The sequence below is a fragment of the Flavobacterium sp. Leaf82 genome, assembly GCF_001422725.1.
Classification (GTDB): Bacteria; Bacteroidota; Bacteroidia; order Flavobacteriales; family Flavobacteriaceae; genus Flavobacterium.
In genome coordinates this window covers 55,273-81,305 of record NZ_LMMA01000035.1, presented here as the reverse complement: position 1 = coordinate 81,305, position 26,033 = coordinate 55,273, and the positions used below count along the sequence as shown (strand labels likewise).

General features: G+C 33.7%; 21 protein-coding genes. 3 read left to right on the top strand and 18 right to left on the bottom strand.

From position 1 onward, the window contains the following. Positions 1-15 precede the first annotated feature (15 nt). From ASF10_RS21450 to ASF10_RS21425, 6 genes are all read right to left on the bottom strand, one after another. Positions 16-2,034, bottom strand: coding sequence for a glycoside hydrolase family 97 protein (locus ASF10_RS21450; RefSeq protein ID WP_056254002.1), 2,019 nt, complete (start codon positions 2,032-2,034; stop codon positions 16-18). Positions 2,035-2,059: 25 nt separating this feature from the next. Beyond that, the gene (locus ASF10_RS21445; RefSeq protein ID WP_056254000.1) at positions 2,060-3,304 is read right to left on the bottom strand and encodes a glycoside hydrolase family 71/99-like protein; all 1,245 of its coding nucleotides are present in this window, start codon (positions 3,302-3,304) and stop codon (positions 2,060-2,062) included. Positions 3,305-3,739: 435 nt separating this feature from the next. After that, on the bottom strand, positions 3,740-5,245 hold the full coding sequence (locus ASF10_RS21440; protein WP_056253997.1) for a RagB/SusD family nutrient uptake outer membrane protein: 1,506 nt from the start codon (positions 5,243-5,245) through the stop codon (positions 3,740-3,742). A gap of 24 nt (positions 5,246-5,269) precedes the next feature. Then, positions 5,270-8,290, bottom strand: coding sequence for a SusC/RagA family TonB-linked outer membrane protein (locus ASF10_RS21435; RefSeq protein ID WP_082472485.1), 3,021 nt, complete (start codon positions 8,288-8,290; stop codon positions 5,270-5,272). A 119-nt stretch (positions 8,291-8,409) separates the two neighbouring features. After that, positions 8,410-9,492 carry a hypothetical protein gene (locus tag ASF10_RS21430; RefSeq protein ID WP_056253995.1) on the bottom strand — a complete coding sequence of 361 codons (1,083 nt, stop codon included), beginning with the start codon at positions 9,490-9,492 and terminating at the stop codon, positions 8,410-8,412. A gap of 92 nt (positions 9,493-9,584) precedes the next feature. After that, positions 9,585-10,109, bottom strand: a complete 525-nt coding sequence (locus ASF10_RS21425; RefSeq protein WP_056253993.1) for a DUF5004 domain-containing protein — start codon at positions 10,107-10,109, stop codon at positions 9,585-9,587. Between the two features lie 484 nt (positions 10,110-10,593). On the opposite strand from ASF10_RS21425, the gene ASF10_RS21420 reads away from it, so the two are divergent. Next, positions 10,594-12,192 carry a DUF6377 domain-containing protein gene (locus ASF10_RS21420; protein ID WP_056253990.1) on the top strand — a complete coding sequence of 533 codons (1,599 nt, stop codon included), beginning with the start codon at positions 10,594-10,596 and terminating at the stop codon, positions 12,190-12,192. Between the two features lie 192 nt (positions 12,193-12,384). Here ASF10_RS21420 and ASF10_RS21415 read toward each other — a convergent pair whose 3' ends face one another. From ASF10_RS21415 to ASF10_RS21365, 12 genes are all read right to left on the bottom strand, one after another. Next, entirely contained in the window at positions 12,385-13,608 is a 1,224-nt protein-coding gene (locus ASF10_RS21415; protein WP_056253987.1) for a sterol desaturase family protein, read from the bottom strand. A gap of 148 nt (positions 13,609-13,756) precedes the next feature. Next, positions 13,757-15,043, bottom strand: coding sequence for a Glu/Leu/Phe/Val family dehydrogenase (locus ASF10_RS21410; RefSeq protein WP_241774996.1), 1,287 nt, complete (start codon positions 15,041-15,043; stop codon positions 13,757-13,759). Between the two features lie 467 nt (positions 15,044-15,510). Then, positions 15,511-16,365: a DMT family transporter gene (locus tag ASF10_RS21405; RefSeq protein WP_056253985.1), complete on the bottom strand. Its 855-nt coding sequence runs from the start codon at positions 16,363-16,365 to the stop codon at positions 15,511-15,513. Positions 16,366-16,395: 30 nt separating this feature from the next. Continuing rightward, complete coding sequence (locus ASF10_RS21400; protein ID WP_056253982.1) at positions 16,396-17,715, bottom strand: serine hydrolase domain-containing protein; 1,320 nt, start codon at positions 17,713-17,715, stop codon at positions 16,396-16,398. Between the two features lies 1 nt (position 17,716). After that, complete coding sequence (locus ASF10_RS21395; protein WP_056253979.1) at positions 17,717-18,157, bottom strand: MarR family winged helix-turn-helix transcriptional regulator; 441 nt, start codon at positions 18,155-18,157, stop codon at positions 17,717-17,719. A gap of 310 nt (positions 18,158-18,467) precedes the next feature. Beyond that, positions 18,468-19,061: a 2OG-Fe(II) oxygenase gene (locus tag ASF10_RS21390; RefSeq protein WP_056253976.1), complete on the bottom strand. Its 594-nt coding sequence runs from the start codon at positions 19,059-19,061 to the stop codon at positions 18,468-18,470. 322 nt (positions 19,062-19,383) lie between these two features. Continuing rightward, the gene (locus ASF10_RS21385) at positions 19,384-20,847 is read right to left on the bottom strand and encodes an AAA family ATPase (RefSeq protein ID WP_056253974.1); all 1,464 of its coding nucleotides are present in this window, start codon (positions 20,845-20,847) and stop codon (positions 19,384-19,386) included. Between the two features lie 248 nt (positions 20,848-21,095). Continuing rightward, positions 21,096-22,214, bottom strand: coding sequence for a vWA domain-containing protein (locus ASF10_RS21380; protein WP_056253971.1), 1,119 nt, complete (start codon positions 22,212-22,214; stop codon positions 21,096-21,098). A gap of 106 nt (positions 22,215-22,320) precedes the next feature. Next, positions 22,321-22,701, bottom strand: coding sequence for a YchJ family protein (locus ASF10_RS21375; protein WP_056253969.1), 381 nt, complete (start codon positions 22,699-22,701; stop codon positions 22,321-22,323). Continuing rightward, positions 22,691-22,921 carry a hypothetical protein gene (locus ASF10_RS21370; protein WP_056253966.1) on the bottom strand — a complete coding sequence of 77 codons (231 nt, stop codon included), beginning with the start codon at positions 22,919-22,921 and terminating at the stop codon, positions 22,691-22,693. The genes ASF10_RS21375 and ASF10_RS21370 overlap by 11 nt, the downstream gene beginning before the upstream one ends. Before the next feature lie 265 nt (positions 22,922-23,186). Then, a complete protein-coding gene (locus ASF10_RS24390; protein WP_099708336.1) occupies positions 23,187-23,336 on the bottom strand; it encodes a hypothetical protein in 150 nt (49 codons plus the stop codon). After that, positions 23,336-23,878 (bottom strand): hypothetical protein, encoded by a 543-nt coding sequence (locus ASF10_RS21365; protein ID WP_056253963.1) that lies wholly within the window; start codon positions 23,876-23,878, stop codon positions 23,336-23,338. Before ASF10_RS21365 ends, ASF10_RS24390 begins: the two co-directional genes overlap by 1 nt. An 87-nt stretch (positions 23,879-23,965) precedes the next feature. On the opposite strand from ASF10_RS21365, the gene ASF10_RS21360 reads away from it, so the two are divergent. Together ASF10_RS21360 and ASF10_RS21350 are read left to right on the top strand one after the other, a co-directional pair. Continuing rightward, positions 23,966-24,217 (top strand): hypothetical protein, encoded by a 252-nt coding sequence (locus ASF10_RS21360; RefSeq protein WP_055091562.1) that lies wholly within the window; start codon positions 23,966-23,968, stop codon positions 24,215-24,217. 1,166 nt (positions 24,218-25,383) lie between these two features. Further along, positions 25,384-25,824 carry a KTSC domain-containing protein gene (locus ASF10_RS21350; RefSeq protein ID WP_056253960.1) on the top strand — a complete coding sequence of 147 codons (441 nt, stop codon included), beginning with the start codon at positions 25,384-25,386 and terminating at the stop codon, positions 25,822-25,824. Positions 25,825-26,033: the final 209 nt, after the last annotated feature.

Genomic DNA, 26,033 nt, shown 5'->3' with positions numbered 1-26,033 from the left:
AATAAACGAACTAACTTATTTTTGTATTGGGGTAAATTTTATAGCTGTTCCTCCTCCAGCTGCCAACTTAAGATCCAGTATCGTTTTACTATTTACTTTTTGTTTTGAAATTGTCACCGGATATGGATTTGTCTTGTAATTTGCTCCTGCTCCATCTGCATAAATTTCGGCTTCGTATTCTTTTCCTTTATCTAAAAATGATAAATCTACTTTAAGATCTCTTGCAGAACTGTTTGTAATAGATCCCAAATACCAGTTTTTATCATCCCAGTCTTTACGCACAATTGTCGTATATTCTCCTATTTTAGAATCCAGAACTTTAGTATCTGACCAATTGCACGGAACATCTTTTATAAACTGAAATTCCGGTTTATCTACATAATTCTCCGGCAAATCTGAAGCCATTTGCAAGGGGCTAAAAATAATAACGTACAATGCCAGTTGGTTTGCTAAAGTCGTTTGAACTCTGGCTCCGGATGGTGTTTTATAATCAAAATTAAAATTCCCCGGTGTATAATCAAATGGTCCTGAAAGCATTCTGGTAAAAGGCAAAGTGGTTAAATGTTCCGGTGTGTTTCCGCCATCAACAGACCATGCGTTGTACTCTTGCCCTCTTCCGCCTTCCTGCGACATAAAGTTGGGATAAGTACGCTGTAATCCAGTTCCTTTTATAGGTTCATGATTGTCGATCATGATATGATATTTAGCTGCAGTTTCCATTACTTTTCTGTAATGACGTGCTCCATATTGACTGTCGTGCCATTCTTTTTTATCTAAATATTTGTTTACATAACCGGTTTTTACGGTATTTACACCCATTTTCTGATACAGTTTAAAAGCATCTTCTAACTGGCTTTCATAATGTTTGGTCGCACCCGCAGTTTCGTGATGTCCAATTAAACGAACATTTTTAATAGCGGCATATTTTGTAATTTCTTCCAGATTAAAATCAGGATATGCTTTTACAAAACTAAACGATGATCCATCAGCCGTCCAGTCGCCATCCCAACCTTCGTTCCAGCCTTCTACAAGAACACCGTCGAAATTGTTTTTTGCTGCAAAATCTATATATTCTTTTGTGTTTTTAGTCGTCGCTCCATGTTTGGGTCCTTGTCCCCAAGTGTATTTTTCAAGATGCATTCCCCACCAGATTCCTATATATTTTGAAGGCGTAATCCAGGAAAGATCTTCAATTTTTGAAGGTTCATTTAGATTCAGCATAATCGTAGATGTCGCCACATCTCCGGGAGTTTTACCTACTATAATTGTTCTCCATGGTGTTTTAAACGGAGTTTCTGCATATACTTTTACTCCATTTGCCCAAGGCACCAATTCGCTTTTGTATTGTTTATTATTTACTTTTAATAACGTCATTGAAGTAAAATCAGTTAAATTGGCTTCGTGAATCGCCACAAATAATTTTTCTTTAGTTTCAAAAGTTGCCGGTGTATTTATGGTATCTGTTTTGCTAACAGCTGTTTTGCGATACGTACTTTCGTAATAACTGTTTTCGCGATGTACGGGAATCCACCAAACATCATTTTCAGATTTAAAAGTAAACTGGGTAATCTCATTTGATATTTCGACTTTATTTAAATTTGGCTGTTTTGGAAATTCATATCTAAAACCTACCCCATCATCAAAAATCCTGAAAATAATATCTACCAGACGTTCTTCTCCTTTTGATTCTTTCAAATGAACAATTAATTCGTTGTGGTGATCTCTTACTTTTTTAAATTCACCCCAAGGTTGTTCCCATGTTTCATCTGCTGTTTTTTCTTCGGTGGAAACCACTTCAAAACCTTCTGTCATTTTCTGGATTCCTTTAAACTCAAATCCCAGCAATGATGGTTCTATAACTGATTTTCCGTTTGCTGCAAAACTATATTGAGGCTGACCTGAAGGAGTTAACTCAAAAATTAATTCGGCATTTTTTCCGGGAGAACTTATTTTGTATGTTTTTTTAGTACTGCAGGCAAATAGTAAAATTGATGCTAAAGCAATTAGACAGTATCTATATTTTATGTTTTTCATTATTTAATTGTATTAATTACAACTCTTATTTAATTTCGTTTAGTAACTGTTTTGCTTTTGCAGGCTGCATGGAAACAAAATAATTAAAAGCCTGATCTAATTTTTTCTGGGCATCGGCATTGCCTTTCTTTTGTATTCGCAGATTATACATTGCACTTATATCCGGAAAAACACTTTCGGTGCTTTTTACGCCCGCAAATGCTTTTACTTTTTCAATATAAGTATAACCAAATTCTGCTGTTGGTTCGAACATTGTTCCTTCTCCAAAGTCATTCCAGGTAATGAGTTGCAGGTAATTTAAATTCGCATTTTTAGCCAGAGAAAGTGTTTCATCAAGCGTTGCTCCGCTATTGTGTTCTATTGTCCATCCTATTGCAGCTCCGCCTCCACCTTCGGCATAAAAATCTTTAAAACCCGGATAAGCACTTCCCATTGCAACAGCTGATTTTGGTTTGTTATTGGTATAGAAATTAGTCAGATAGCTATTGTTTTTATAAACCCACGCATATTCTCCGGAGGCATTATCTCCTGCATCTGCAGATTCATTCCAAAGGGTTAAAAAAGTAGGTTTTGTGGTCAGCGTATTAAAAACGTTTGTCCATTCGGCAGGTGTTTGCAATACAATTGGTCCAAAATTAAGCAGCAATGGTTTTCCGTTTATTTTGATATAATTTTTATCATCAAAATAATTATTCTGCAAATAGGCTAAATCGGTTTTTGCAGCTCCGGTAACCGAAATTGCTTTTCCTGCATTTACGACATTTGGCAAAAATCGATCTTCGTAAACAATTGCATATTCTAATCCTACTTTGTCGAGCATGGCGATAAGCTCTTCTGTATTTTCTTTTACCATTCGATAATCGTTTACATCAAAAGTGCCATACCAATCGATCAAAAGACCATCGATTCCTGAATATTTCATCAATAGTAAATGATTTTCGATCACATTTTTATCGCCTGAATGATAAGGACCAATTAGCGGATAATAATAAGACGCAATTTCCCTGCGATTGTTTGCGCCAATGTTGTTTGGATTTTTGTTGGCCATTGTCCAGTGATATCCCCATTTTTTATCGGCACTACTTTCATTGGTTTCAAACCAAGGCATATAATGAACATAAATTTTGGTGCTATTTGTTTTTTCAATCGCAATAGGTTCAATTGTTTCCGGTTCTGTAGGTTTATCAGAATTTTTGTCATCGCTGCTGCAACTTGTGGCGACTAAAATATTCAGGATCCCAAAAAACAATAATGTGATAGATCTTTTCATATTGATGTATAATTTACTTTATGACTGGCTTGTGATATTCTTCTTTTTTTGCCACTGATTACAGGATTAAAAAGGATTTCTTATTTTATTTCCTAACAGTGTGATTCTATTATTTCGCGCAGATTAATTATAACTAAATCTAAATTGGATCTGCTTTAATCTGTAAAATCTGCATGAAACATTTTTTTTTAATCATTTTAACACATAGACACATAGCTTTTAAAACTTAGAAAAAAGGCGTTTCACTTGCATGAACAAACATAGCTATGTGTAAGAAATGAGTTTCTTTTTCCATTCTATTTTGTAAATAAAAAAATTCTATGTTTCTATGTGTTAAATATTTTTTTCACAAATACAGCTCTGTTGAATTAAATATATTTAAAAATATGTCAGCCTTCTACGACTAACCAACATAGAAGACTGACATTCAATAACCTAATACCCAGGATTCTGTACCAGGTTTTTATTGGTCGTTAAAACGGTGCTCGGGATTGGGAAAATAGCCCTGTATTTCTCCGTTGGTCCTTTTTCCCACCAGGATTGAAAGAATGTTCCAAAACGAATGTTATCAGTTCTTCTTCTTCCTTCAAAAGTAAATTCCTTAAGCAATTCTTTATCTATAAAATTAAGATCGATTGTTGCAGGCATTTCTTCTCCGGCACGTGCTGTAATTTGTTGTAAAAAAGGTTTTGCCAAATCTGCAGATCCTAAGCGAACGTAACATTCGGCTTGCATCATTAAAATTTCAGCATAACGAATCAAGACAAAATCGTGATCACGTTCCCATTGTTCTCCGGCTTTCATTTCGTATTTTCCTAAACGAACTCCCTGATTTTCTTTGGCGTCAGCAACACTTGTCACTTCTTCTGTATAAGTAAGCGGTTCCCCGTTATCCATTACAATAACCTGACCTGTAGCCAGATTAATTTGGTCGCCCGCAACCATACATTTTCTTCTTTTATCTGTTTCAGCAAAAGCCGAGTAAACCCCGGGTTGTGCACACATTCCGTTCGCACTCCACGGATAGTCATTTCCTCCGGCAGAAATAGTCAGTTTGTGCAGGTAATGACAAGACATTGAGTTCATATAATTACCTACTGTTCCTGCTTTTTGATCGTAAGGAATTGCAAATATTATCTCTGGTGACTTTTCGTTTTGTGTCGCAAAATTGGCAAAAAAGTCAGGCGTTAAAGTATAACCTGTAACTTTCTGGCACATATTGATGCAATCCTGCCAACGCGCTGTACCAATAAAAGCTTCTGAGTTTAGATACAATCTCGCTAATAAAGAATAGGCTACGTTTTTTGTAAATTTAGAATACACAATACTTGAATTTAAATGCGGAATAGCATCCAGTAATTCTTTTTCAACAAAATCATATACTTGCTTTCTGGTAGAATTTGATGGCAAAGAGGTGTCTTCAAAATTTACTACAATTGGCACATTACCAAATAAATCCAGAAGATTATAGTAATAATAAGCTCTTAATGCTTTTAACTCTGCATAAATTGGTGCTTTTGCCGCATCTGTCAAAGATGATTTATCTACCTGATAAATGATCGAATTGATCTTGGCGATTCCGGTATAATTGTAACGCCAAGCCGAAAGGATCAAACGATTATCTGTTTTCCAGGTATGTTTTTGTGCATCCTGATATTGACCGCCATCGTACCAGTTTGTACCTCTTGTTGGGATTGTGGCTTCGTCTGATACGGTTTCGTTTAAAAAGAACACATACTCAGAGGTTGGATAATTATTAGAGATTCCATCTGCAAACCCTCTTAAGGAGGAATAAGCTCCGCCAACTAATGCATCAACTTCTTTTGGAGTGTTTCCAAAATTTCCATCTTCAACTTTATCATATAAATCTTCATTTAAATTGGTACATGATATCGTAAAAAGCATGCTCATTAATATTGCCGCTGTTATTTTGATTTTCATTTTCTATATTTTTGAGTTAATCGCTTAGTTGTTTAGCGTAAAATTTAATCCAACAGAAATTGTTGTTGGCCTAGGATAATTATTATATCTGTCGATTCCCGGAGCTGCTAAGCCAGTTTCATCCAATTTTCCGGTTTGATTAATTCCGTCTTGTGCATTTAAACCAATCTCAGGATCTACACCTTTGTAACTTGTAAATACGGCAAGATTTTCTCCCATAAGATAAATTCTAAGTTTTGAGCTTTTGTATTTTAAAGGTAAAGTATATCCTACTGAAACTGTTTGAAGCCTGAAGAATGAAGCATCTTCGATCCAATAACTAGAATATTTTGGTGCAGATGTTATGCCGCTGCCAAGAAAATCATCCGGAACATTAAAAGTTGGTAATCTGTTAGGATCGTTCAGCATCATGTTTGTTGCATTCAATGCTTTTTGACCAAACATTCCGTATCCTGAAACGCCAAGATCAAAATTTCCGTAAGAAAAATTCATTCCAACACCCATTGTCAAATCCGGTTGTACATTTCCTAAATCTCTTTTATCAGCATCGACCAAAGCGTTATCCAGTACTTTTTCTCCGGCAGCATTGTAGTACAACATTTTACCATCTGCTCCAAGTCCGGCACTTTCAAAACCCCAGAAAGTTCCAACAGCATAACCTTCGGCAATAATTTGAGAATATTGTCCGGACATTCCTGCTAATCCGTGGAGCGAACCGCTGTAAATAACATCCGTTTTATAAGTTGGATTTGATAATTTTTCGATTTTTTGAACGTTGTGTCCTAAAGTTAAATTAGCATTCCACGAGAATTTATCGCCTTTTATGATGTCAGCATTCAATGTAAGTTCAACTCCTTTATTAGACATTTCACCTACGTTTGCCAGCATAGTTCCCACTAAATACGGAGGCTGAGGAACCTCATAAGTATACAATAAATCATCTGTGTTTTTAGAATAATATTCGAATGAACCTGTAATCCTGTTGAATAAACTAAAATCTACACCAATGTTTAGTTGTTTTGTTGATTCCCATTTTAAGTCCGGATTCGGGTTTTGTTTTGGTGAATATGCCAAACTCCATGTTCCTGTAGTTGGATCATAGTAACTATCATTTCCAACTCCTAAGATCGAAAGCGATTTGTATTCGCCAATTCCGTCCTGATTTCCTGTAACTCCATAACCAACTCTAAATTTAAGATTGTCCAGCCAGCCTTTTGTGTTACTCATAAATTCTTCGCTTGACAATTTCCAGGCCACAGAAGCAGATGGAAATGTTCCCCATTTATTATTTTCTCCAAAACGGCTTGAACCATCTCTTCTTACCGTACCGGTTAGCAAATATTTCCCATCATACGAATAATTGGCACGTGCATAAAATGAAACTAAATTCGATTTTCCTTTATAAGAATACACATCGCCTAAACGGTAATTATATCCTGCACCAAGATTGTTGTAACTAAAAGCATCAGTAACAAAACCACTTCGTTGTGCTCCAAAACCTTCATAAATATTCTCTAAATAAGAATATCCGGCAAGCGCACCAATAGTGTGTTTATCAATTACTTTATTATAATTTATATACAATTCTCCTTGTGCATTTGCAAACTCTGCATATGTTTTTTGAGCATAACCGTTTTCTGTAATTCCTTCCAGAACAGCATAACTTGGTTTGTAAGTACTTCCTTTTACCGCGTTGTGTTCATAAGATATATTCGCTACAGCAAGAAAATCTTTTAAAAATTTTACTTCTGTTTTAAAGTAACCCAACAATCTGTGTCTTTCGTTATCAACCGTTCTGTTGGTCAAAATTTCAACAGGATTTTCGTAAAGCGTTCCTGAAACAGATGAAAATTTTCCGTTTGCATCATAAACCGGAATGGTTGGATTTAGATTATAAGAACGTTCAAAAATCCTGTAATCTAACGGATGCCATTTGTCAACATTGGCAAATAAACCCATATCAAATTTCACCTCTTTATTATCTCCAAGATATTGATATGCATTAATATTTCCGCTTAATCTTTCAAGTCCCGTAGATTTTATAACGCCTTCATTATTCAGGTAAGAAAGTGAAGTTCTGAAACCACTATCAGTTTTTCCTGAATTGATACTCAAAGTATGCGATTGCGAAATAGCTGTTTGCTGCAATGCTTTTTGCCAGTTTGTATTTCCGCCATAATCTACAGCATCTTTATTTCCGGTAGAACGCACATAATTTCTCCATTGGTTTGCAGATAAAAGATCCAGATTATCCGTTACATAACCTACGCTTGATAAACCGCTGTAAGTAACAGAAACTCCTTTTGTACCGGATTTTGTAGTAATGATAATAACCCCGTTTGCTCCTCTTGAACCATATATGGCTGTAGCCGATGCATCTTTTAGCACATCTACAGATTTAATATCTGATGGCTGAACGATATTAATGTCGACTCCGGCAATACCATCAACCACGATAAGCGGACTGTTGCTTGCTGTTAAGGATGTTCCTCCGCGCAAGCGAATCGTTGAAGCTGCAGAAGGATCTCCAGAAGGATGAATAATATTCAATCCAGCTACTTTTCCTTGTAAAACCTGCTCTGTAGAAGATATTGTTCCTTTTACTAAATCATCTGCTTTTACACTTGAAATTGCTCCTGTTAAATCTGATTTCTTTTGTGTTCCGTACCCTACAGAAACTACCTGAACCTCTGCAAGCATATAACCGTCATTTTGCAAACGAACATCAATATTAGGTTTTGTAGCTGCCGTTATTAGAACTTTTTGATTTGTTGAACCAATAAACGAAACTTCGATAGAACCTCCTACGGCTACAGATAACGAAAATTTACCGTCAAAATCTGTAGTGGTTGCGTTTTTAGTACCAACTTCGATTACCGTTGCTCCCGGCAATACACTTCCTGTATTATCATAAACGGTACCTGATACCTGCTTTTTTTCCTGAGCAAACATTCCTGCCGAAAGAAAAAGCATGAAAATCATGAATACCACATTTTTAGTAGTCCACATTTGATGCAGGACTATTTTTTTATTTTTACTATTCATATGTAGTTATTTATTGTTTTTTATCGGTCATATGTAATTCGCACATCCACTATTAGCCTATTATGACCAATTTTGGTTATGCTCATTTCATTAGAATTGATGTTTAATTTAATCTTGAATTATTTGTCTAAAGTTTTAAGAGGGATTGTAGTGTCCGAAATTGTTTTGTCTTTATTGTCTTTTACCAAAACATGTATTTCACTTAAATTTGGAACATCCTTAAGCTCTGAAACCAAGTTGACAAATCCTTTTATCTCAGCCGTTCCTCCGGTAAACTCACCAGAAATTACTTTGCTTCCGGCTGTAATCTTGTAGATTAATTTGTTTACACCCGACTCATTATTTTTTCTGGACATGCCAAGAAAATCTTTTTGGCTAATTTGTAAAGGGAAAAATCCAAAAACCGGTGGCGGTGGCGGTACATAAGCTCCCGCATATAAAACCTGATCCGGTATTGTGCCTGCCCAATTGTCTTTTACCATTAAAAAAACAAGGTTTTCCATCACGTAACCGTCCGGTGTATTATAATAATCCTTAGGAACTAAGTCCATTTTATAAAAACCGTTTCCTAAATCTTTTAGTTTTGTTTTTTCTGCAATTTCAGGTTTCGAAGCTTCATACATTTGCTGAACATCCCAATCGTTTAGTCCGCTGTGTATGTGCACACTTGTTGCTCCTGCAAATCCCGGAGCCAGATTAGCATTAAACAAAATGCTTACACCTTTATCAATTGTTGGTTTGGTTGGATAAGCTCTGATCAGCTCATTAGCCGTGTAAAAGGAAGAAAAATCAGTATAAGTCATATTCGCCACTTCGCTTTGTTTTGATCCGTTTTTGTTTTTTAAACGAAACCAAAAACCGTCACTTGCAGCAATTTGCGCTACAGTTTTAGAAAAATATTCTGTTGGGGTCAATGTAAAACTCCAGATTTTATCTTTTACATGCGTTAGTTTGGCAAAATCAGATGAGTTTTCCCAATGTCCCGCATCAGGTTCAGATGGTGACCAGATCCACATGTAAACCTCTTCATTCTCAGCAAATGTTGTTGCGGACAAATCAAAAAACCAGGTTACTTTTTCATCATATTTGTACACTACAGGAAATGATGACATACTCCCCACAGCTCCTGCAGTTTCTTGCGCCTGCAAAAAATTTGGAGCCAGCATAAGGGAAAGTATAATTGTATATATAAATTTTTTCATACGTAGATAATATTTATTTTTAACGGAATATGGCTCGCGGCTTATAATTCCGTTTTTTACAACACAGAATCACAGCGGCTTCATATTACTTTTTAATTAATAGCACTTAATTTAAATACATAAGATATAAACGCTGCTCCGCCGGAAGTACGTGATAACTGGATTTCCATCTCTCCAGTTTTGCCCGGAACTGATGATAATCTTAACTCATCGGTTTTTTGCGTTTTTTGTGCATCGCTATACAAGTAGATTTTTATAGCGTTACCGGGATTTGTTGGCTGAAAGTCTGAGCTTAACTGCCAATATCCTTTTGGGGCAAATAAAGCAGGAACATTGCCTGTAACTTCATAACTTGTTGGATTGTTCTTTTCGTCTACATTGAATTTTATTTTAAAATCTTCGTAGTTAAAATACGTACTCAAGTTTTCTTCGCTTGGCTCGATCTTGTTTGCTTTTGCAAAGTCATCGACCATTTTCAAGTTTGTTAATCCCCAATTTCCATTTACTTTCTCATAAATAGTGATTGGATCAACGGAGCTGCCATCTTCTGTGTTATCGCAGGAAATTGCAAACAAACACATCATGACAGCTAACCAGTAAATACTTTTACATCTCATAAAATTTTGGTTTTTGTTAGTTTTTTTTATCCTTCAAAAGGACAGCACGAAACTAGATGTTAAATAAATCTAAAAAAAACCATCTGTAAAAAATCAAGATATAATCTGCATAATTTCAGATTTAAATAATTGAAAATCAATATTTTGAAATATTTTTACAGAAGCAAAAATCAAGACGCTGTTTAGATAAAAAAAGCATGTAAATAATGGTAAAAATGACAATATGTAAATTAAAGCAGAATATTTTTTCACTATACATATATTTAATTGGTTTTTATTGTATAATTGCAAGTTATTAGACTACTTTTAACATTTCAAAACCACTTTCACCCTTTATTTCCGCTTTTCCAGACAGATCCAGAAATGAAACTGCCCGAATTTTTAAAAGTTGCTAATCATCAGCTCTTCAATTAATTTTGTATTTAAAACGAATTAACACAACAGAACTTAAACCTATTTTTTACCCCTAAACCAAATCAAAAACATGCGAAGAATAGTAATTCTATATTTTTTCATTGCAGGTTTTTCTCTGACTGCGAAGGAGACAAATCCTGTTCTGGAAGAATTAGATAAAGTACTCCTAAAAAAGGATATTTACTTAAAACAGAAATATCGTAAAATAGAAGCCTTAAAAAAAAATGTCTCAAAGTTTACTTTAAGCCAGAACAACGAACATCTTTATGAGAATTATATGCTGTTATTTGAAGAGTATAAATCTTTTAAATATGACTCGGCATATTACTATTTAGAACAGGCTAAAATCAAAGCCATTGTTTTGAAAGAACCAAAATATCTGGCTAAAAGCCGAATCAAGGAAGGTTTTGTATTGCTGTCTTCCGGGCTTTTCAAGGAAGCAATTGATACTTTGAATGTTATTGATGATAAAAAACTGGACCAGAGAAATAAATTCGAATTTTATTCTATAAAAGCACGTGCCTACTATGATTTAGCCGATTATAACCGGGATCAGCGTTTTAATATTCACTATGTACAACAAGGAAATCATTTCTTGCAAAAAGCTTTAGAATTAATTGGTACGAATACAAACGAATATTGGGCAGCAGAAAGTTTAAAACGCCTGAAACAACAAGATTGGCGCGGTGCTGAATTTGCATTTAGTTACTGGATTAACAACTATAAGTTACCACCGGATTATTACGGAATTGCAACTTCTAGTCTTGGTTACATCTATTCAGAACGCGGATATACAAAAAAAGCGATTCAATATCTGGCTCTTGCCGCTATTGCCGATGTTAAGAATGCGACTAAAGAAACTGTTGCGCTTAGAAACTTAGCCAATGAACTCTTTAAAATGGGTTATTTAGACAAAGCAAATGAGTATATTAATATTGCCATGGATGATGCGACTTTCTATAATGCAAGGCATAGAAAAATTGAAATATCTTCTATTTTGCCCATTATCGAGAAAGCGCAATTAAATAATGTAAAAGACAAAAACGATAAACTCGAAAAAATCATTATTCTATTAACGATCTTAACATTGATTATTATTTTGTTTTCGATTATTATTTTCAAACAATTAAAAGAAAAAAATAAAGCCCGAAAAATAATGGCATCGTCATACGCGCAGCTTCAGGAAATGAATATTAGCCTGAGTGAAGCAAATGCGATTAAAGAAGAATATATTACTTATTTTATCAAGGCAACTTCGGCTTTTATCAACAAAATAGATCATATCCAGAAAAGTACGCTACATAAAATCATCACCAAAAAAACAGATGAAGTTATTGCGAGTTTAAAGCGTTATAATGTGAAGGAAGAACGGGAGAACCTTTTTCATCAGTTTGATGAAATCTTCCTGAAATTGTTTCCAACTTTTGTGACTGATTTTAATCATTTATTTCCAAATGATCATAAATGTGTGGTAAAAAAAGGAGAACTTTTAAATACTGAACTCCGCATTTTTGCTTTGTATCGATTAGGAATTCAGGATAGCAGTCAAATGGCTGAATTTCTCGAACTTTCTGTAGCTACAATTTATACCTATAAAACCAGAATCAAAAGCAAATCAGACTTTAAAGATACTTTTGAAGAGAAGATTATGGCGATTAAGACAATTTAAAAAATAAAAAAGTTTGCCACGAATTACACTAATTTTCTCAAATTATAGGATTGAGATAATTAATTGATGTAATTCGTGGCAAAAACTGTATTCTTTATTCTTTTCTCTTTACTCTTTACTCTTTACTCTTTACTCTTTACTCTTTACTCTTTACTCTTTACTCTTTACTCTTTACTCTTTACTCTTTACTCTTTACTCCGAAGTTTCTAATTGAAGAACTACATTTTGATAACGTGTACTTAACGAGAATAACTGCTCAGCAAAAATCATAATCGCAACCGGAACAAAGAAAAATGAAATTAGATTTTCCTGGTATAACAAATAGGTTGTAACAATAAAAATGCGTCCGTATTCGAGGTAATAAATCCATTTTCGCTGTTCTAGCAAAGCACCACAATTGACAAGTGTAATTAGAATAATAAATAAAACAAACATCTTATCAATTAGTTCTAAATAGTCAAAATAATAAGTAAAAACAGTTAGAAACAACGTGCATAATCCCAACTGAATGTAGAGATAATTCTTGAAGCGAAGCCTTTGATGCGGATTCTCTTTATCTTGCAGGAAACGTTTTTCTAATATTGGCCTAATATCCTGATCCATGTGAGCGGGACTTCCAAAAATGGCTTTCCATTTAGCACTAAAACCTTCAGAGCGTTTCCATAATTCGTAGATTTCAAAATAATAATGAAAGTGCTGCCACAAGAAACTGTAGCTTTTTAGCGGATGTGTTAAGCCATATTTTGGTCTTTCTTCTTCTTCCTGAAAAGTTCCAAAAAGACGATCCCAAAAAGTAAACATATCGCCATAATTTTTATCTAAATATTTCTCGTCAGAAGCATGATGAACTCCATGAACCGAAGGTGTTACAAAAACATATTCTAACCATTTTATTTTACCAATAAGCTGTGTATGTGTAAAAAAGGAATAAGCACCATGAACAATAAGCATCGTAATTACCATAGAAGGATGAAAACCAACTAACGGAAGCACGCACCAAAACCCGGTTCTTACTATTGCCTGAAAAGTTGTGATTCTGGCTGCAGCAGTAAAATTAAACTCTTCGCTATGATGATGTACAATATGCGCTGCCCAGAAAAAATTAACTTCATGACCCAGTCTGTGATACCAATACCAGACAAAATCAGTAGCGAGAATCAAGGCAAACCAAACAACAACATTACTTGGAATATCAAAAATTCTATAGTTGTTATAGATCAAATAATACAATTGATAAAAACTTGCGGCTATAAATAAATTTATCAATCGCTCTGCAATACCAATGCTAATATTTGAAACCGAACTTTCATAATTAAAAATTTCAGGTCTCTTACTACATTGCGCTATTTTATATTCTAAAAATAAGAAAAGAAAAAAAGCTGGCATTGCGAAGGCAAGAAAATTAATATGTTCCATTTTTAAAAATTACTTTTTTGATTTGTAAAAAATTATAAATAACTCATTCTGACTTAAACGAAAAGATATTTTCATTGATTAATATTATTTTTCCCTTTCAGAATAATACCAATCAATGAAAATAATCTCGTTCTAAATTTCTCTCTAATTAATTCTGCTTAAACTTTGGCGTATCCAGAGCCACTTCTTTTACAGATTGTGTGTCGGCTACTTTTTGCAAAGCAATGATATAGGCAGCAATACGCGGCGTTACGTTATGTTTTGCTGCAACTCTAAAAACAGTTTCAAAACCTTTTTCTAAAATATCCTCTAAACGGGTATTAATCTGGTGAATTCTCCAGGATTCTAAAAGCGAATTTTGAAGCCATTCGAAGTAAGAAACCGTAACGCCTCCCGCATTGGCTAAAATATCAGGAACTACAAGAACATTATTGTTGTGTAATATTTGATCCGCATCAGAAGAAACAGGTCCGTTTGCCCCTTCAACTATAATTTTTGCCCGTATTTCATTAGCATTTTTTTGCGTGATAACGTCTTCTTTTGCAGCCGGAATCAATACATCGACATCTAACAATAATAAGTCTTCATGTTTGATGGCAACTGAATTTGGATATCCTTTGATACTTTTATTATTGAGGTTATAATACAAGATTAATTCCGGAATATTCAATCCGTCAGGATTATAAAAAGCTTCAGAAACATCACTTACAGCAACTACTTTTAGTCCTTTTTCGAATAAAAACAAAGCCGAATGTAATCCTACATTACCAAAACCCTGAATTGCAACGCTGGATCTTGCAGGTCTTAATTTTAATTTTTGAAGTGCCAGTAAAGTAATTATGCTTACACCTCTTCCGGTTGCTTCTACCCTGCCTAAAGATCCTCCTGAATGCAAATGTTTTCCGGTTACAACGGCGTGAATTGTTTTACCGTGAACTATTGAAAATTCATCCATTAACCAGCCCATTTCGTCTGGCCCGGTTCCCATGTCCGGTGCAGGAACATCTTTTTCTGGTCCAAAAATATCTGATAAAGCTTTGGTATATGCTCTGGTAATTTTTTCTAATTCTGTTTTAGAAAGCGTTCTTGGATCACAAATAATTCCTCCTTTTGCGCCTCCAAACGGGATTCCTGTTACCGCAGATTTCCAGGTCATCCAGGCAGCAAGGGCTTTTACTTCATCAAGATTTACGCCATTATCATATCTAATTCCTCCTTTTGACGGGCCTAAAGCTGTATTGTGAATCACTCGATATCCTTCGAAATTTTGTTCTTTTCCGTTGTCTAACGTAATAGAAAAATTAACTACAATTTGTTTTTCAGGTCGTTGTAGTTTCTGCCTGATTGATTCATCTAAATTTAAAATATCTGCAGCGATATTAAAACGATCAATCATTGACTGAAAAGGATTCTGTTTTATTAATTCTGTACTCATGATATATATTTTTTAAAATTTGGGTTTATTGGGTTTAGAAATTGATCCATTAAAAGTTCCTTTGATAGTTGTAAAGAAGCTTTTATCATTTTTAATAATTGCTACAGCTGCAACATGGAATTTTCATAAGGCAGCATTGCATCATAATATTCGTATTTCTATTTGATCTCATTTCATTCCTTTTTTAATAGTTCTAAAAAAAAGCCTTTCATGGTGCATGAAAGGCTAAAAAAAAAATAACTAACAAGTACTTTCTCTATTAACGCCATCTCATCGCATCGTTCTTCATGCAACACATCGTGAAGCTGCACATAAACGGGATGATATTTAGACTATAGTTTTTCATTGTTACTGCAAATCTATAAATATAATTTATAAATTCTATAGAATTAGTCGAGTTTATTTTCAATATTATTAAAAATAACACAAAATCACCTGTAAACTAAGGATTTATGAGGTTAAATAAATTATTTAAATTGTGATATAACAATAAAAATAATAGAAATAAGAGCTAAAAAGATTCCGATAAAATTGATTTTTGATAATTTCTCCTTGAAAAAAAGCAAACCAACAAAACTTCCTAAAATGATAACTCCCATATTCATTCCGGCAAAAACAGTCGATGGATTATCGGCAAAAGCCTTATGCGCTTTTAAGTAAAAGAGAATATTTCCGAAGTTAAAGATTCCGACCAAGGCTCCAAAAAGTATATTCTTAAGTTCTAAGTTTACTTTTTTGACAGCAATTTCATAAATAGCAATTAAAATTGCTACAGCAAAAGCAATACAAAAAACAACAAATAAAGATGTTGGGTAAGGCAAAGAAGTATAAAGTGTTATTTGTTTAAAAAGAATATCAATCACTCCAAACCCAATTAAAACAGCGGCAGGATATAACCATTTATTCTCTTTGTTTTCAGATTGTTTTCTTAAAATAAACAGCAACGCCAGGAAACCAATTATAATCCCTGCTACTTTATAGCTATTAAATTCTTCTTTAAAAATAAGCCATGCAGCGAGTATGGGTATAAACAGCGATAAGCGTTGGGCAGCATCAGTTTTTACAATCCCAATATGCTTTATCGAAGCGACCAGAGAAAGAAAAACAAAAGGTAATAAAACGCCAATGGCTATGTAAATGTTCCAGGGTGAATTTGAATTGACTTCTGCCAGATTTGGACTAAAAGTAAAATAACAAAGTGCCAGTGCAATCAAATAATTAACTGCTACAATTTGTATGGGATTGGTATTGTATTTTCTGGTTATTTTGAAAATTACGCCAACAATTACACTGCACAAAATACTTAAAACAAGAAATAACATAGTATCAAATTTTGAGCACAAAAATAGTGTTTAAACTCCTTTGGTTTTATTTTTTATTTCTTTTATTCCAGCCTTTTTTATTTCGAGCTGCATAATTTTTTCTTTTTTATTCTTAATAAATTCCAATGTAGTATTGTTATTATCTGAGCGAAAAAATTTCGTTGGAGATTCCGGCAGCAGTTCGATATCATAATCATTATAATACAACTTATTATCTTTCTTCAGGATTTTGATATCTGCATAATCCCCAACATATTGATCGTAAACTTTAGTATCTATCACTTTTTGAATGTGTTTGTACGGAAGCTCGACTTCTTTCCCAAAACATATTCCGGCGAGACCATAAGCGATATAATATGATTTTGATTGGTTATTGGATAAAACTGTAATAAAAACTTTATCCTCAGTAAATTTATTAAATGAAGTCATGGCACCAAAAAAACCTCCGTCATGCGCAATTAGCTGATGATTTTGATTGTAAAAAGGATTAATAATAACTCCAAAACCAAAATTTTGTTCATTGTAGGACGTAAACATTTTCTTTTTTGATTCTTCAGATAATAATATCTGACTCTCAAAAAGCGCCTTATTCCATAAATTTAAATCTTCTACAGTCGAATAAATACCATCATGTCCCAGATTAAAGTTCCAGTTGATGTACGGATTTTTTACTAATTTATTATCGTTAAAATAATATCCGTGAGTCATTTTATCGACTATTACATCATTTGTTGAAACTCCTGAATGGTACATTTTTGCTTTATCAAATAAATTTTGCTTTAAATATACTAAATAGGATTGTCCGGATACTTTCTCGATAATGCGCGCCAATAAATAATAACCAATATTACTGTAAGCTGTACTAGTGCCTGGTTCAAACAATAAAGGCTTTCTTGCCAGATACGTATAAACCGAATCTTTATCGAGATCAGTTTTTGTCAAATACAATTCGTCATAATCCATTTCTAATCCTGAATTGTGAGTCAACATCATCTTTACAGTTATCTTATCTCCTTTAGGAAAAACAGCAAAATACTTACTAAGAGGATCATCTAATGAAAGTTTTTTATTTTCTGCTAATTGCAAAACGGCAACAGCCGTAAATTGCTTTGAAACCGAAGCCAAACTAAATTTCGAATCTATTTCATTTTTTACTTTCCATTCGTAATCAGCAAAGCCATATGCTTTTTTAAGCAATATCGAGTCGTTTTTAGAAACCAATACGGTGCCACTAAAATCGTTAATGGCAAATTGTGCGTCCATGTATTGTTCTAGTTTCGTACTAAGTTCTTTTTGTGAATATCCAAAAGTAAATACTAACAATACAATGAGAGTTAATCCTGATTTCATGCTATTTATTTTTGCAATTAATGATTATTTTCTGGAGTGTTTTGTCCAATAATGTTATTTCTTCTAACGATAAACCATCAAGTGCTGTTTGCCTGTTATTTTGAATAACCGGTTCTATTAGTTCAAGCGTTTTTATCCCTTTATTGGTAATTTTGAGATTGAATTTTCTTCGATCTTCCATATGAATGGTTCGGGTTAAATAATCTTTTTTAACCATTAATTCGATCATTCTTGTAATTGAAGCATTGTCTTTAAATACAAGATTCGCTAATTCGTTTTGAGAAATATTCTGATTATCATTTAGTATAATTAATACCAGACATTGATCTACTGTAATATCTTTTACAACTTTGCTAATATTTTTTTGTGCCAGCTTTCGATATTCCTTGATTGCTTTCTCTATTGAATAAAGAGCTGTTCCGGTTGGATTTTCAATTTTCATATCTTTTTGTTTGATGCAAATATAATTGATATATCAATATAAAATTCAATAATTGTTTAAAAAAAAAACTTATTTAGATTTAAAAATACTTATAATGAGGATTTTACCGCAAAGCGCGCTAAGATTTTTTTTAATTAAGCAGTTTAACAAAAACACAAAGTTCGCAAAGCTTTGTATTGAACTAGCTTTGCGAACTTTGTGTTTTTTCAACGTAATACTGGTAAAAATCTTAGCGCTCTTTGCGGTTAAACTCTCTTTTTTCTATCCTCTATATTCTATCTTCTATATTATATATTCTATATTCTAAAAATTAATCACTCTTTAGCCAACCTGTAATACTCATTCTCGTGTTTTGCGTAACCAGCACTTCATGCACTAATTCGTTGCTTTTAAAGAAAACTGTTTTACCCTGAGTAGGTGATATTTTCTGATTGTTGTTTTCCTGATGAATCATCAGTTCTCCCCCGTCGCTTTCCTGCCAATTACTATTAAGATAACTAATCATGGAATATTTTCGGCTTGGATTATTTTTGAACTGATCTAAATGTTTCAGGTAGAAATCTCCGGTTTCATATAAGGAATAGTGAAATTCGTAACCGGTAATTCCGGTATAACAGCTTTCGTTCAGGTAAAGAATAAAGGCATCAATTTTATCAAAAAACTCATTTTCAAATACATTATTATGCTTTTTGTCTAACCAATATATCGAATCGCTCCTGATCGCCCCGTCGTAAGAAAGTTTCTCTGAATTGCCAATTCCTGCTGCTTGCAATAAACTTTTCTCGTTTAAATCGAGTAAATTTTGTTTTAAATGATTTGCCAGCTCAGGGCTTAAAAAATGCTCCGATATTCCAACTTTGTTTTCAATATAACTCGCAATCAAATCTTCGAAACTATTTTCCATTTTTGTTTTGGGAAAACTGCAAATGCAGCCAACGTAGCAAGGTAGATGAAATAAAAATAGCAATGGGGTTTTTATAAAATAATAAACCCGACAGGTTAAAAAAAACTGTCGGGTTTGATACAATCTTGTCATTTCGAAGAATGAGAAATCACACTATCCCGAAGCTTCGGGACACAATCAAAATAGTCAGTCTTTGTAGAGTTACTGGTGTAATCTCTCTTGCGTCGAGATGACAAACTACACGAAAAATAAAACAAGAAACCCGACAGGTTTTTTTAACCTGTCGGGTTTGATATATGGTATATGAAAATTAATTAATAATTTACAACTTACTAATATAACTTCCGTACATATCTTTAAACTGATGTCCTTGTGCAAAACGATCTTTGCTTAATTTTTTATATTCTACCAATCCCCATAAAATAAATTCTTTCATGAAATATTGATCTTTTTTATCTAATTGTGGCTGATATTTTTTTAATAAAGTATCTAAAGGCGTTACTTCATCTAATATGTTTTGATATTCTTCATCAGACGCATCATCTAATAATTCAAAACCACTTTCGGCAAAAAACCATTCTATCAAATCAGAATATGGTGTTTTAGCATCTGGTTTTTCCAGTTTTTCAATCTTAGGTAAAAGTGTTGGAAACAATGTTTTAATCGCAGAGCCAATTAGATTTTGTGCCACAAAAGCTGCTCCCTCCTGCTCTCCTTCGTAAACCAATTCTACTTTTCCGGTAATGGCAGGAATGATTCCGATAAAATCAGACAAACGCAGCGTCGTTTTATCAATTCCGGCTTTTAAGGCACGGCGTTCTGCAGTACTCATTAAATTTTCGTAAGCCGTAATACTCATTCTGGCACTTACTCCGCTTTTATTATCAATATATTCACTTTCACGAGCTTCAAAGCTTATTTGCTCCAGAATATCTTTAGCCAAACCTGGCACATGAACCAGTTTGTGTTGTGTTTCATCCAGCTTCGCTTCCTGTTCTGTAATAGTTCTTGCAATTGCAACGCTTTCAGGATAATGCGTTAAGATTTGAGAACCAATTCTGTCTTTTAAAGGTGTTACGATGCTTCCGCGATTGGTATAATCTTCCGGATTTGCTGTAAATACAAATTGCATATCAAGCGGCATTCTTAATTTAAAACCTCTAATTTGAATATCACCTTCTTGCAAAATATTAAATAACGCAACCTGAATCCTGGCTTGTAAATCTGGTAATTCGTTAATTACAAAAATACAACGGTTCGCTCTTGGGATCATCCCAAAGTGAATTACGCGATCATCTGCATACGATAATTTAAGATTTGCAGCTTTTATAGGATCGACATCTCCAATCAAATCCGCAACGGTAACATCCGGAGTTGCTAATTTTTCGAAGAAACGTTCGTTTCTATGCAACCATGAAATTGGGGTTTCATCTCCTTTTTCTGCAATAAGATCTCTTGCAAAACGAGAAATTGGATTTAACGGATCGTCATTGATTTCTGATCCCGTAACAAACGGAATATATTCATCTAATAATTCTACCATTTTACGAGCCAATCTGGTTTTTGCCTGACCACGAAGTCCCAATAAATTAATATTATGACGAGACAAAATAGCGCGTTCCAACTCTGGAATTACAGTATTTTCGAAACCATGAACGCCCTCAAAAACAGGTTTTCCCGATTTTATTTTCTCACGAAGATTATTTCGCAATTCATCTTTGATACTTATACTTTTATATCCTTCGGCTTTTAATTGACCTAATGTGTTTATGTTTTTTATTTCCATTTTTATGAAATATCTATTTTGTTGTTTTTATTATTTTTTCCGTAGAGACGCACAGCAGTCTTCACTGTGACAAGACGCACCGCTGTGCGTCTCTACGGATATGCGATGTCTAAAAATTCATTTACAAATCACCATTTGGCAACTTTGCGAAAGACGCAATGCTGTGCGTCTCTAGAATATGCGTTGTCAAAAACCGCTTCGACTCCGCTCAGCGTGACAGCTGCAAACTGAGACTGAGACTAAAAGAACTATCTAACACGTTTCTTCCTATTTGTTTCATAATCTTCAAAAATCATTTCGCCCAAACCTTTTAGTCCGGTGTAAAATGCTTTTCCCTGATTGGCTTCGGTAAAATGATTGACAAAACGCTGTAAATACGGGTCATTTGCAATCATAAAGGTTGTAATCGGGATATGTAATTTTCTAGCTTGTTGCGCCTGAGTATAACATTTTTCTACAATATATTCGTCGAGTCCGTTACTGTTCATATAATACGAACCATCGCGCTCGCGAACGCAACTTGGTTTCCCGTCAGTAATCATGAAAATTTGCTTGTTCGTATTTCGTTTTCTACGCAGAATATCCATTGCCAATTGAAGTCCTGCAACGGTATTAGTATGATACGGTCCGACTTGCAAATACGGCAAATCTTTAATTGGGATTGTCCAGGCATCGTTTCCAAAAACCAAAATATCCAACGTATCTTTTGGATAGCGTGTTGTGATTAATTCGGCTAAAGCCATTGCTACTTTTTTGGCCGGAGTGATTCGGTCTTCACCATACAAAATCATACTGTGACTAATATCGATCATCAAAACTGTACTCATTTGAGCTTTGTATTGCGTTTCTTCGACCACCAAATCATTTTCGGTCAGCATGAAACTTTCTACTCCGTTATTGATTTGTGCATTTCGTAAACTTTCTGTCAGCGAAATACGTTCTAAACCATCTCCAAAATTAAACTCCCGAAATTCTCCGGTGTGTTCATCTCCATTTCCGGCATGTTTTGTTTTGTGATTTCCTGCTCCGGAACGTTTTAGATTTCCGAAAATTTGATCCAAAGCTTGTTGCCTGATGGCACGTTCTGTTTTAGCAGTGATTCCAAAACCGCCAGTTCCATCTTCTTTAACCTCATCTTTTATGTAACCTTTCTTTTTTAAATCTTCGATAAAATCATCGATTGTGTAGTTTTCGTCGGTAAGTTTATATTCTTTATCCAACTCCCGAAGCCAGTCTATAGCTTCATCAAAATCGCCCGAAGTATGGGTGATCAGCTCTTTGAAAATCCCAAAAAGTTTATCAAACGGAGACTGAAATGGGGCTTCGTATGTCTTAAAATAAAAACCTTTTTTAAATTCGTTTTTCATAATTCTAAAATTACGCTATTTTAGAATTACGAAAAAAGAAACGTTTATTAATTTTTAGTTAAAGTATTTGAATAAAATTAGCCCAAATTAGCCAGAAGTATATTAATTACTCAAACTTTCCGTCAACGTAATACCAGGCAGAATTTTCGGATTTAAAGGTCGAAAACTCATAATGAACTTGTGGCTGATTGTTTAAATCCAGAAAATAAGCTTTAAACTCGACTGTAGTATCGGTAAAACTTAAGATCTCCAGTTTTTGCCATTTGTTGCTTGTCGCCCACTTTAAAATTTCTGCTTTCGAATAATATTTTCGTTCAGAAACATGGGTTGTTTCTAAAAGATAATCGGCATTATGTATTGCATAAGCCGAATATCTCGAGCGCATTAAAGCCAAAGCGGTTGGTGCTTTTTGATTGGTTTCAAGATACAATCCGCAGCAGTCTTTAAACAGCAAACCAGTATCACAAAAGCATTTTTTATTCTCCATCAACTTGCTCTTCGCCGTTAATTTTAACGTGTAATTGATTCAATAAAACCTGATATCTGCTTATTTCTCTTAAGTCTTCGTCTTCTTCAGCATGATCTAACATTTCGTCTAAAGTTTCGTTTACTTCAAGCAATTTGTTATTAGCTTCTCTATTATTTTTTGCAGCAATTAAATCTATAATTTCCTGTACACTTACTTTTAAATCTTCGAACTTATTCATAATATATTGTTGTTGTTTTTTGTTTCACGTTTCAAGTTTCAGGTTGAAATGAGAATTTACCGCAAAGCGCGCAAAGTTTTTAATCTCTAAGGTCTTATAAAAAACACAAAGTTCGCAAAGCTTGATCAATACAAAGCTTTGCGAACTTTGCATTCCATACATAATCAATAATATATTCTTAGCGAGCTTTGCGGTAAATTTTAAGTTTTAAGTTATTCAGTTCGAAAACCAGAAACTAAAAAAAACTTGAAACCTGAAACTATTTTTATTTTTCTTCCTTTTTGTCTTCGTTGAACTTTTTAATAATCTCTTTCAACTTTTCTTTTCTTGCAATTTCAGCCTGCTTTACTTTGTTTTGGGCTTTGTGCAATTTGTCGTTGTGCTTTTTGATATTCCTTTCGTTGTTGCGTCCCATTATATTTCTCTTTTAATTTCGTCTAAAGTTTTCTCGCTGTAAATCAATTCGGTGATTATTTGTTTTCGCAAATCATCTATATCTTCATAATCAAAATGTTTTGCCCATGAAGTTAATTGTTGCAGATTTCTGATTTGTTTGATTCGTTTGGTGGTTTCAATACTCGTTCTTAAAACAGGTTTTCCATCATATTTCGGATTCTTTTTATGCTGATACGTTACAGTATTATTGTCAAAATCGGCTTCAATATAATATAACTTTTCTTCGGCATTATCCGGATAAAACTCGTTCCAGCCTGCAAAACCTATTTTAGTTTTTGATTCAGTTTCAGGATCACGTGCGACCAAACGCCATTTACTGTTTGCGAGTCTTCCCCAATGATTTGAAACGCGATACATTCCGGTTTCTGTATAATAATAGGTACTTCCGGCTTTGCTTTCAAACTGTTTCTTTAAACCTTCTATTTCATTTGGCAGCACTTCATGAAAAACACAAAACGTATTTTTGAACGAATTAGGATGTGGCTTGAAGTTTTTTTGCATGTGCAAATATACTCAGATTGTCTAAAACTCCCTAAAACAAACATAAATTGATTAACTTTGTACCTTCAATTTTAAAATAAAAAAGTCATGTCTAAAGATTCACAAGAAAAAATGTTGCAAAAAGGGGTTTATACCGGCATCATGGAGAAAGATGAAAACAACAATTATTTTTGTGGTGAATATCTTTTAGATTATAAAATCGCACACGCTAACCATACTTTAGGTGAATTGATTACTATTAAATCTGTTATAGAAAATCCGAGTGATATTAGTTATGATAAATATCCTAAGAAATCTAAAAACTTTCATAAGGCCAATCAAAAATCTGAGGATAAATAAGATTTTGTTTCAGGTTTTGAAATGAGATTTTACCGCAAAGCGCGCTAAGATTATTATTTCATGTTACGTTTAAAAAACACAAAGTTCGCAAAGCTGGTTCAATACTTAGCTTTGCGAACTTTGCGCTTATATAAAATTTTTAAGAGTAAAAATTTTGCGTGCTTTGCGGTAAAATATATTCGCTTTCGGTTTGAAATGAGAATTTTACCGCAAAGCGCGCTAAGATTTTTATTTCATGTTACGTTTAAAAAACATAAAGTTCGCAAAGCTGGTTCAACACTTAGCTTTGCGAACTTTGCGTTTGTATAAAAATTTTTAACAGTAAAAACTTTGCGTGCTTTGCGGTAAAATATATTCGGTTTCGGGTTGAAATGAGAATTTAACCGCAAAGAACGCTAAGATTTTTATCTCATGTTACGTTAAAAAACGCAAAGTCGCAAAGCTGATTCAATACTTAGCTTTGCGAACTTTGCGTTTATATAAAAATTTTTAAGAGTAAAACTTGCGTGCTTTGTGGTAAAATATATTTGCTTTCGGTTTGAAATGAGAGTTTTACCGCAAAGAACGCTAAGATTTTTATCTCATGTTATGTTTAAAACACACAAAGTTCGCAAAGCTGGTTCAATACTTAGCTTTGCGAACTTTGCGTTTATATAAAATTTTTTAAGAGTAAAAACTTTGCGTGCTTTGCAGTAAAATATATTTGGTTTCGGGTTGAAATGAGAGTTTTACCGCAAAGAACGCCAAGATTTTTATCTCATGTTACGTTTAAAAACACAAAGTTCGCAAAGCTGGTTCAATACAAAGCTTTGTGAACTTTGTGTTTATTTTTAAAGCTATGCATAAAAAAACTTGGTGTGCTCTGTGGTAAAAACTTTTAAAAACTAAATATCTCATGAATACTGAAACCTAGCCCCGATAGAAGTGGAAATCCTTTTGTGCTGGGGTTCAGCATAAAAGATTGCAACGGATAGCGGGAAATAGCTCCTTATTATTAAACGAATACAAATATTCTTTTTAGTATTCAGAATCAATATTTTACATATTTTTCGAATATTTTTTGGTTCAAAACTAAAAAGTTAAAAAAAAGTGTACCTTTGCAAAAAATTTGTCTTTTGAACAATTAATTTCAATTTCAAACTAATAGACAAGTAGTTACCTTATTTATGAAAAAAATAGTTGAATACCGCAAGTTACTAAACGTAGACAAAACTGCAGAGTTAAAAGATTTAAAAACAATCTATCGTAATGCGATGAAAGAAGCTCATCCTGATAAATTTCAAGGTGATGACGCAGGTTTGAAAGAAGCAGAAGAAAAAAGTAAAGCTATCATTGAAGCTTATCACTTTTTGGTAAGCATTAATCCTGAGACGATTAAAGCAAATTTACCGGAATATACAGAGACTATCGCAACTTCATCAATTACAGATTATAAATTTGTTGAAGGTCGTTTGATCATCGATTTTTCTAACGGAAGTGTTTATGAATACATCAGTGTTCCTAAAGCAACTTACGTAAAAATGGTAAATGCTGATTCTCCTGGAAGATTCGCAAAAAGACACATTCTAAACTCTTTTACCTGGAGAAAGAAAACAAATCAAGAATAGATTTATACCAAAATATTTACAAAAGCACTCCCTTAAAAGAGTGCTTTTTTTATGCGTATAAATTAAAAAATTATCTATTTAGATTCATAATAACAATATAATTAAGAGTTTTAAATCAAATCAAGTCAATAAACATGCTGATTAGATGCGAATTAAACTAAAAAAAACTATAACAAAATTTTAGGTTACAAAATTCTGTATGTTTTATA

Excerpts from the sequence above, each read along its gene's own strand:
- ASF10_RS21430 (WP_056253995.1), bottom strand. The coding sequence starts at position 9,492 with ATGAAAAAATTTATATATACAATTATACTTTCCCTTATGCTGGCTCCA.
- ASF10_RS21350 (WP_056253960.1), top strand. The coding sequence starts at position 25,384 with ATGAAAAAAATAGTTGAATACCGCAAGTTACTAAACGTAGACAAAACT.
- ASF10_RS21390 (WP_056253976.1), bottom strand. The coding sequence starts at position 19,061 with ATGGAAAATAGTTTCGAAGATTTGATTGCGAGTTATATTGAAAACAAA.
- ASF10_RS24390 (WP_099708336.1), bottom strand. The coding sequence starts at position 23,336 with ATGGGACGCAACAACGAAAGGAATATCAAAAAGCACAACGACAAATTG.
- ASF10_RS21405 (WP_056253985.1), bottom strand. The coding sequence starts at position 16,365 with ATGTTATTTCTTGTTTTAAGTATTTTGTGCAGTGTAATTGTTGGCGTA.
- ASF10_RS21360 (WP_055091562.1), top strand. The coding sequence starts at position 23,966 with ATGTCTAAAGATTCACAAGAAAAAATGTTGCAAAAAGGGGTTTATACC.
- ASF10_RS21400 (WP_056253982.1), bottom strand. The coding sequence starts at position 17,715 with ATGAAATCAGGATTAACTCTCATTGTATTGTTAGTATTTACTTTTGGA.
- ASF10_RS21440 (WP_056253997.1), bottom strand. The coding sequence starts at position 5,245 with ATGAAAATCAAAATAACAGCGGCAATATTAATGAGCATGCTTTTTACG.
- ASF10_RS21410 (WP_241774996.1), bottom strand. The coding sequence starts at position 15,043 with ATGAGTACAGAATTAATAAAACAGAATCCTTTTCAGTCAATGATTGAT.
- ASF10_RS21370 (WP_056253966.1), bottom strand. The coding sequence starts at position 22,921 with ATGAATAAGTTCGAAGATTTAAAAGTAAGTGTACAGGAAATTATAGAT.
- ASF10_RS21415 (WP_056253987.1), bottom strand. The coding sequence starts at position 13,608 with ATGGAACATATTAATTTTCTTGCCTTCGCAATGCCAGCTTTTTTTCTT.
- ASF10_RS21450 (WP_056254002.1), bottom strand. The coding sequence starts at position 2,034 with ATGAAAAACATAAAATATAGATACTGTCTAATTGCTTTAGCATCAATT.
- ASF10_RS21420 (WP_056253990.1), top strand. The coding sequence starts at position 10,594 with ATGCGAAGAATAGTAATTCTATATTTTTTCATTGCAGGTTTTTCTCTG.
- ASF10_RS21445 (WP_056254000.1), bottom strand. The coding sequence starts at position 3,304 with ATGAAAAGATCTATCACATTATTGTTTTTTGGGATCCTGAATATTTTA.
- ASF10_RS21365 (WP_056253963.1), bottom strand. The coding sequence starts at position 23,878 with ATGCAAAAAAACTTCAAGCCACATCCTAATTCGTTCAAAAATACGTTT.
- ASF10_RS21380 (WP_056253971.1), bottom strand. The coding sequence starts at position 22,214 with ATGAAAAACGAATTTAAAAAAGGTTTTTATTTTAAGACATACGAAGCC.
- ASF10_RS21395 (WP_056253979.1), bottom strand. The coding sequence starts at position 18,157 with ATGAAAATTGAAAATCCAACCGGAACAGCTCTTTATTCAATAGAGAAA.
- ASF10_RS21425 (WP_056253993.1), bottom strand. The coding sequence starts at position 10,109 with ATGAGATGTAAAAGTATTTACTGGTTAGCTGTCATGATGTGTTTGTTT.
- ASF10_RS21385 (WP_056253974.1), bottom strand. The coding sequence starts at position 20,847 with ATGGAAATAAAAAACATAAACACATTAGGTCAATTAAAAGCCGAAGGA.
- ASF10_RS21375 (WP_056253969.1), bottom strand. The coding sequence starts at position 22,701 with ATGGAGAATAAAAAATGCTTTTGTGATACTGGTTTGCTGTTTAAAGAC.
- ASF10_RS21435 (WP_082472485.1), bottom strand. The coding sequence starts at position 8,290 with ATGAATAGTAAAAATAAAAAAATAGTCCTGCATCAAATGTGGACTACT.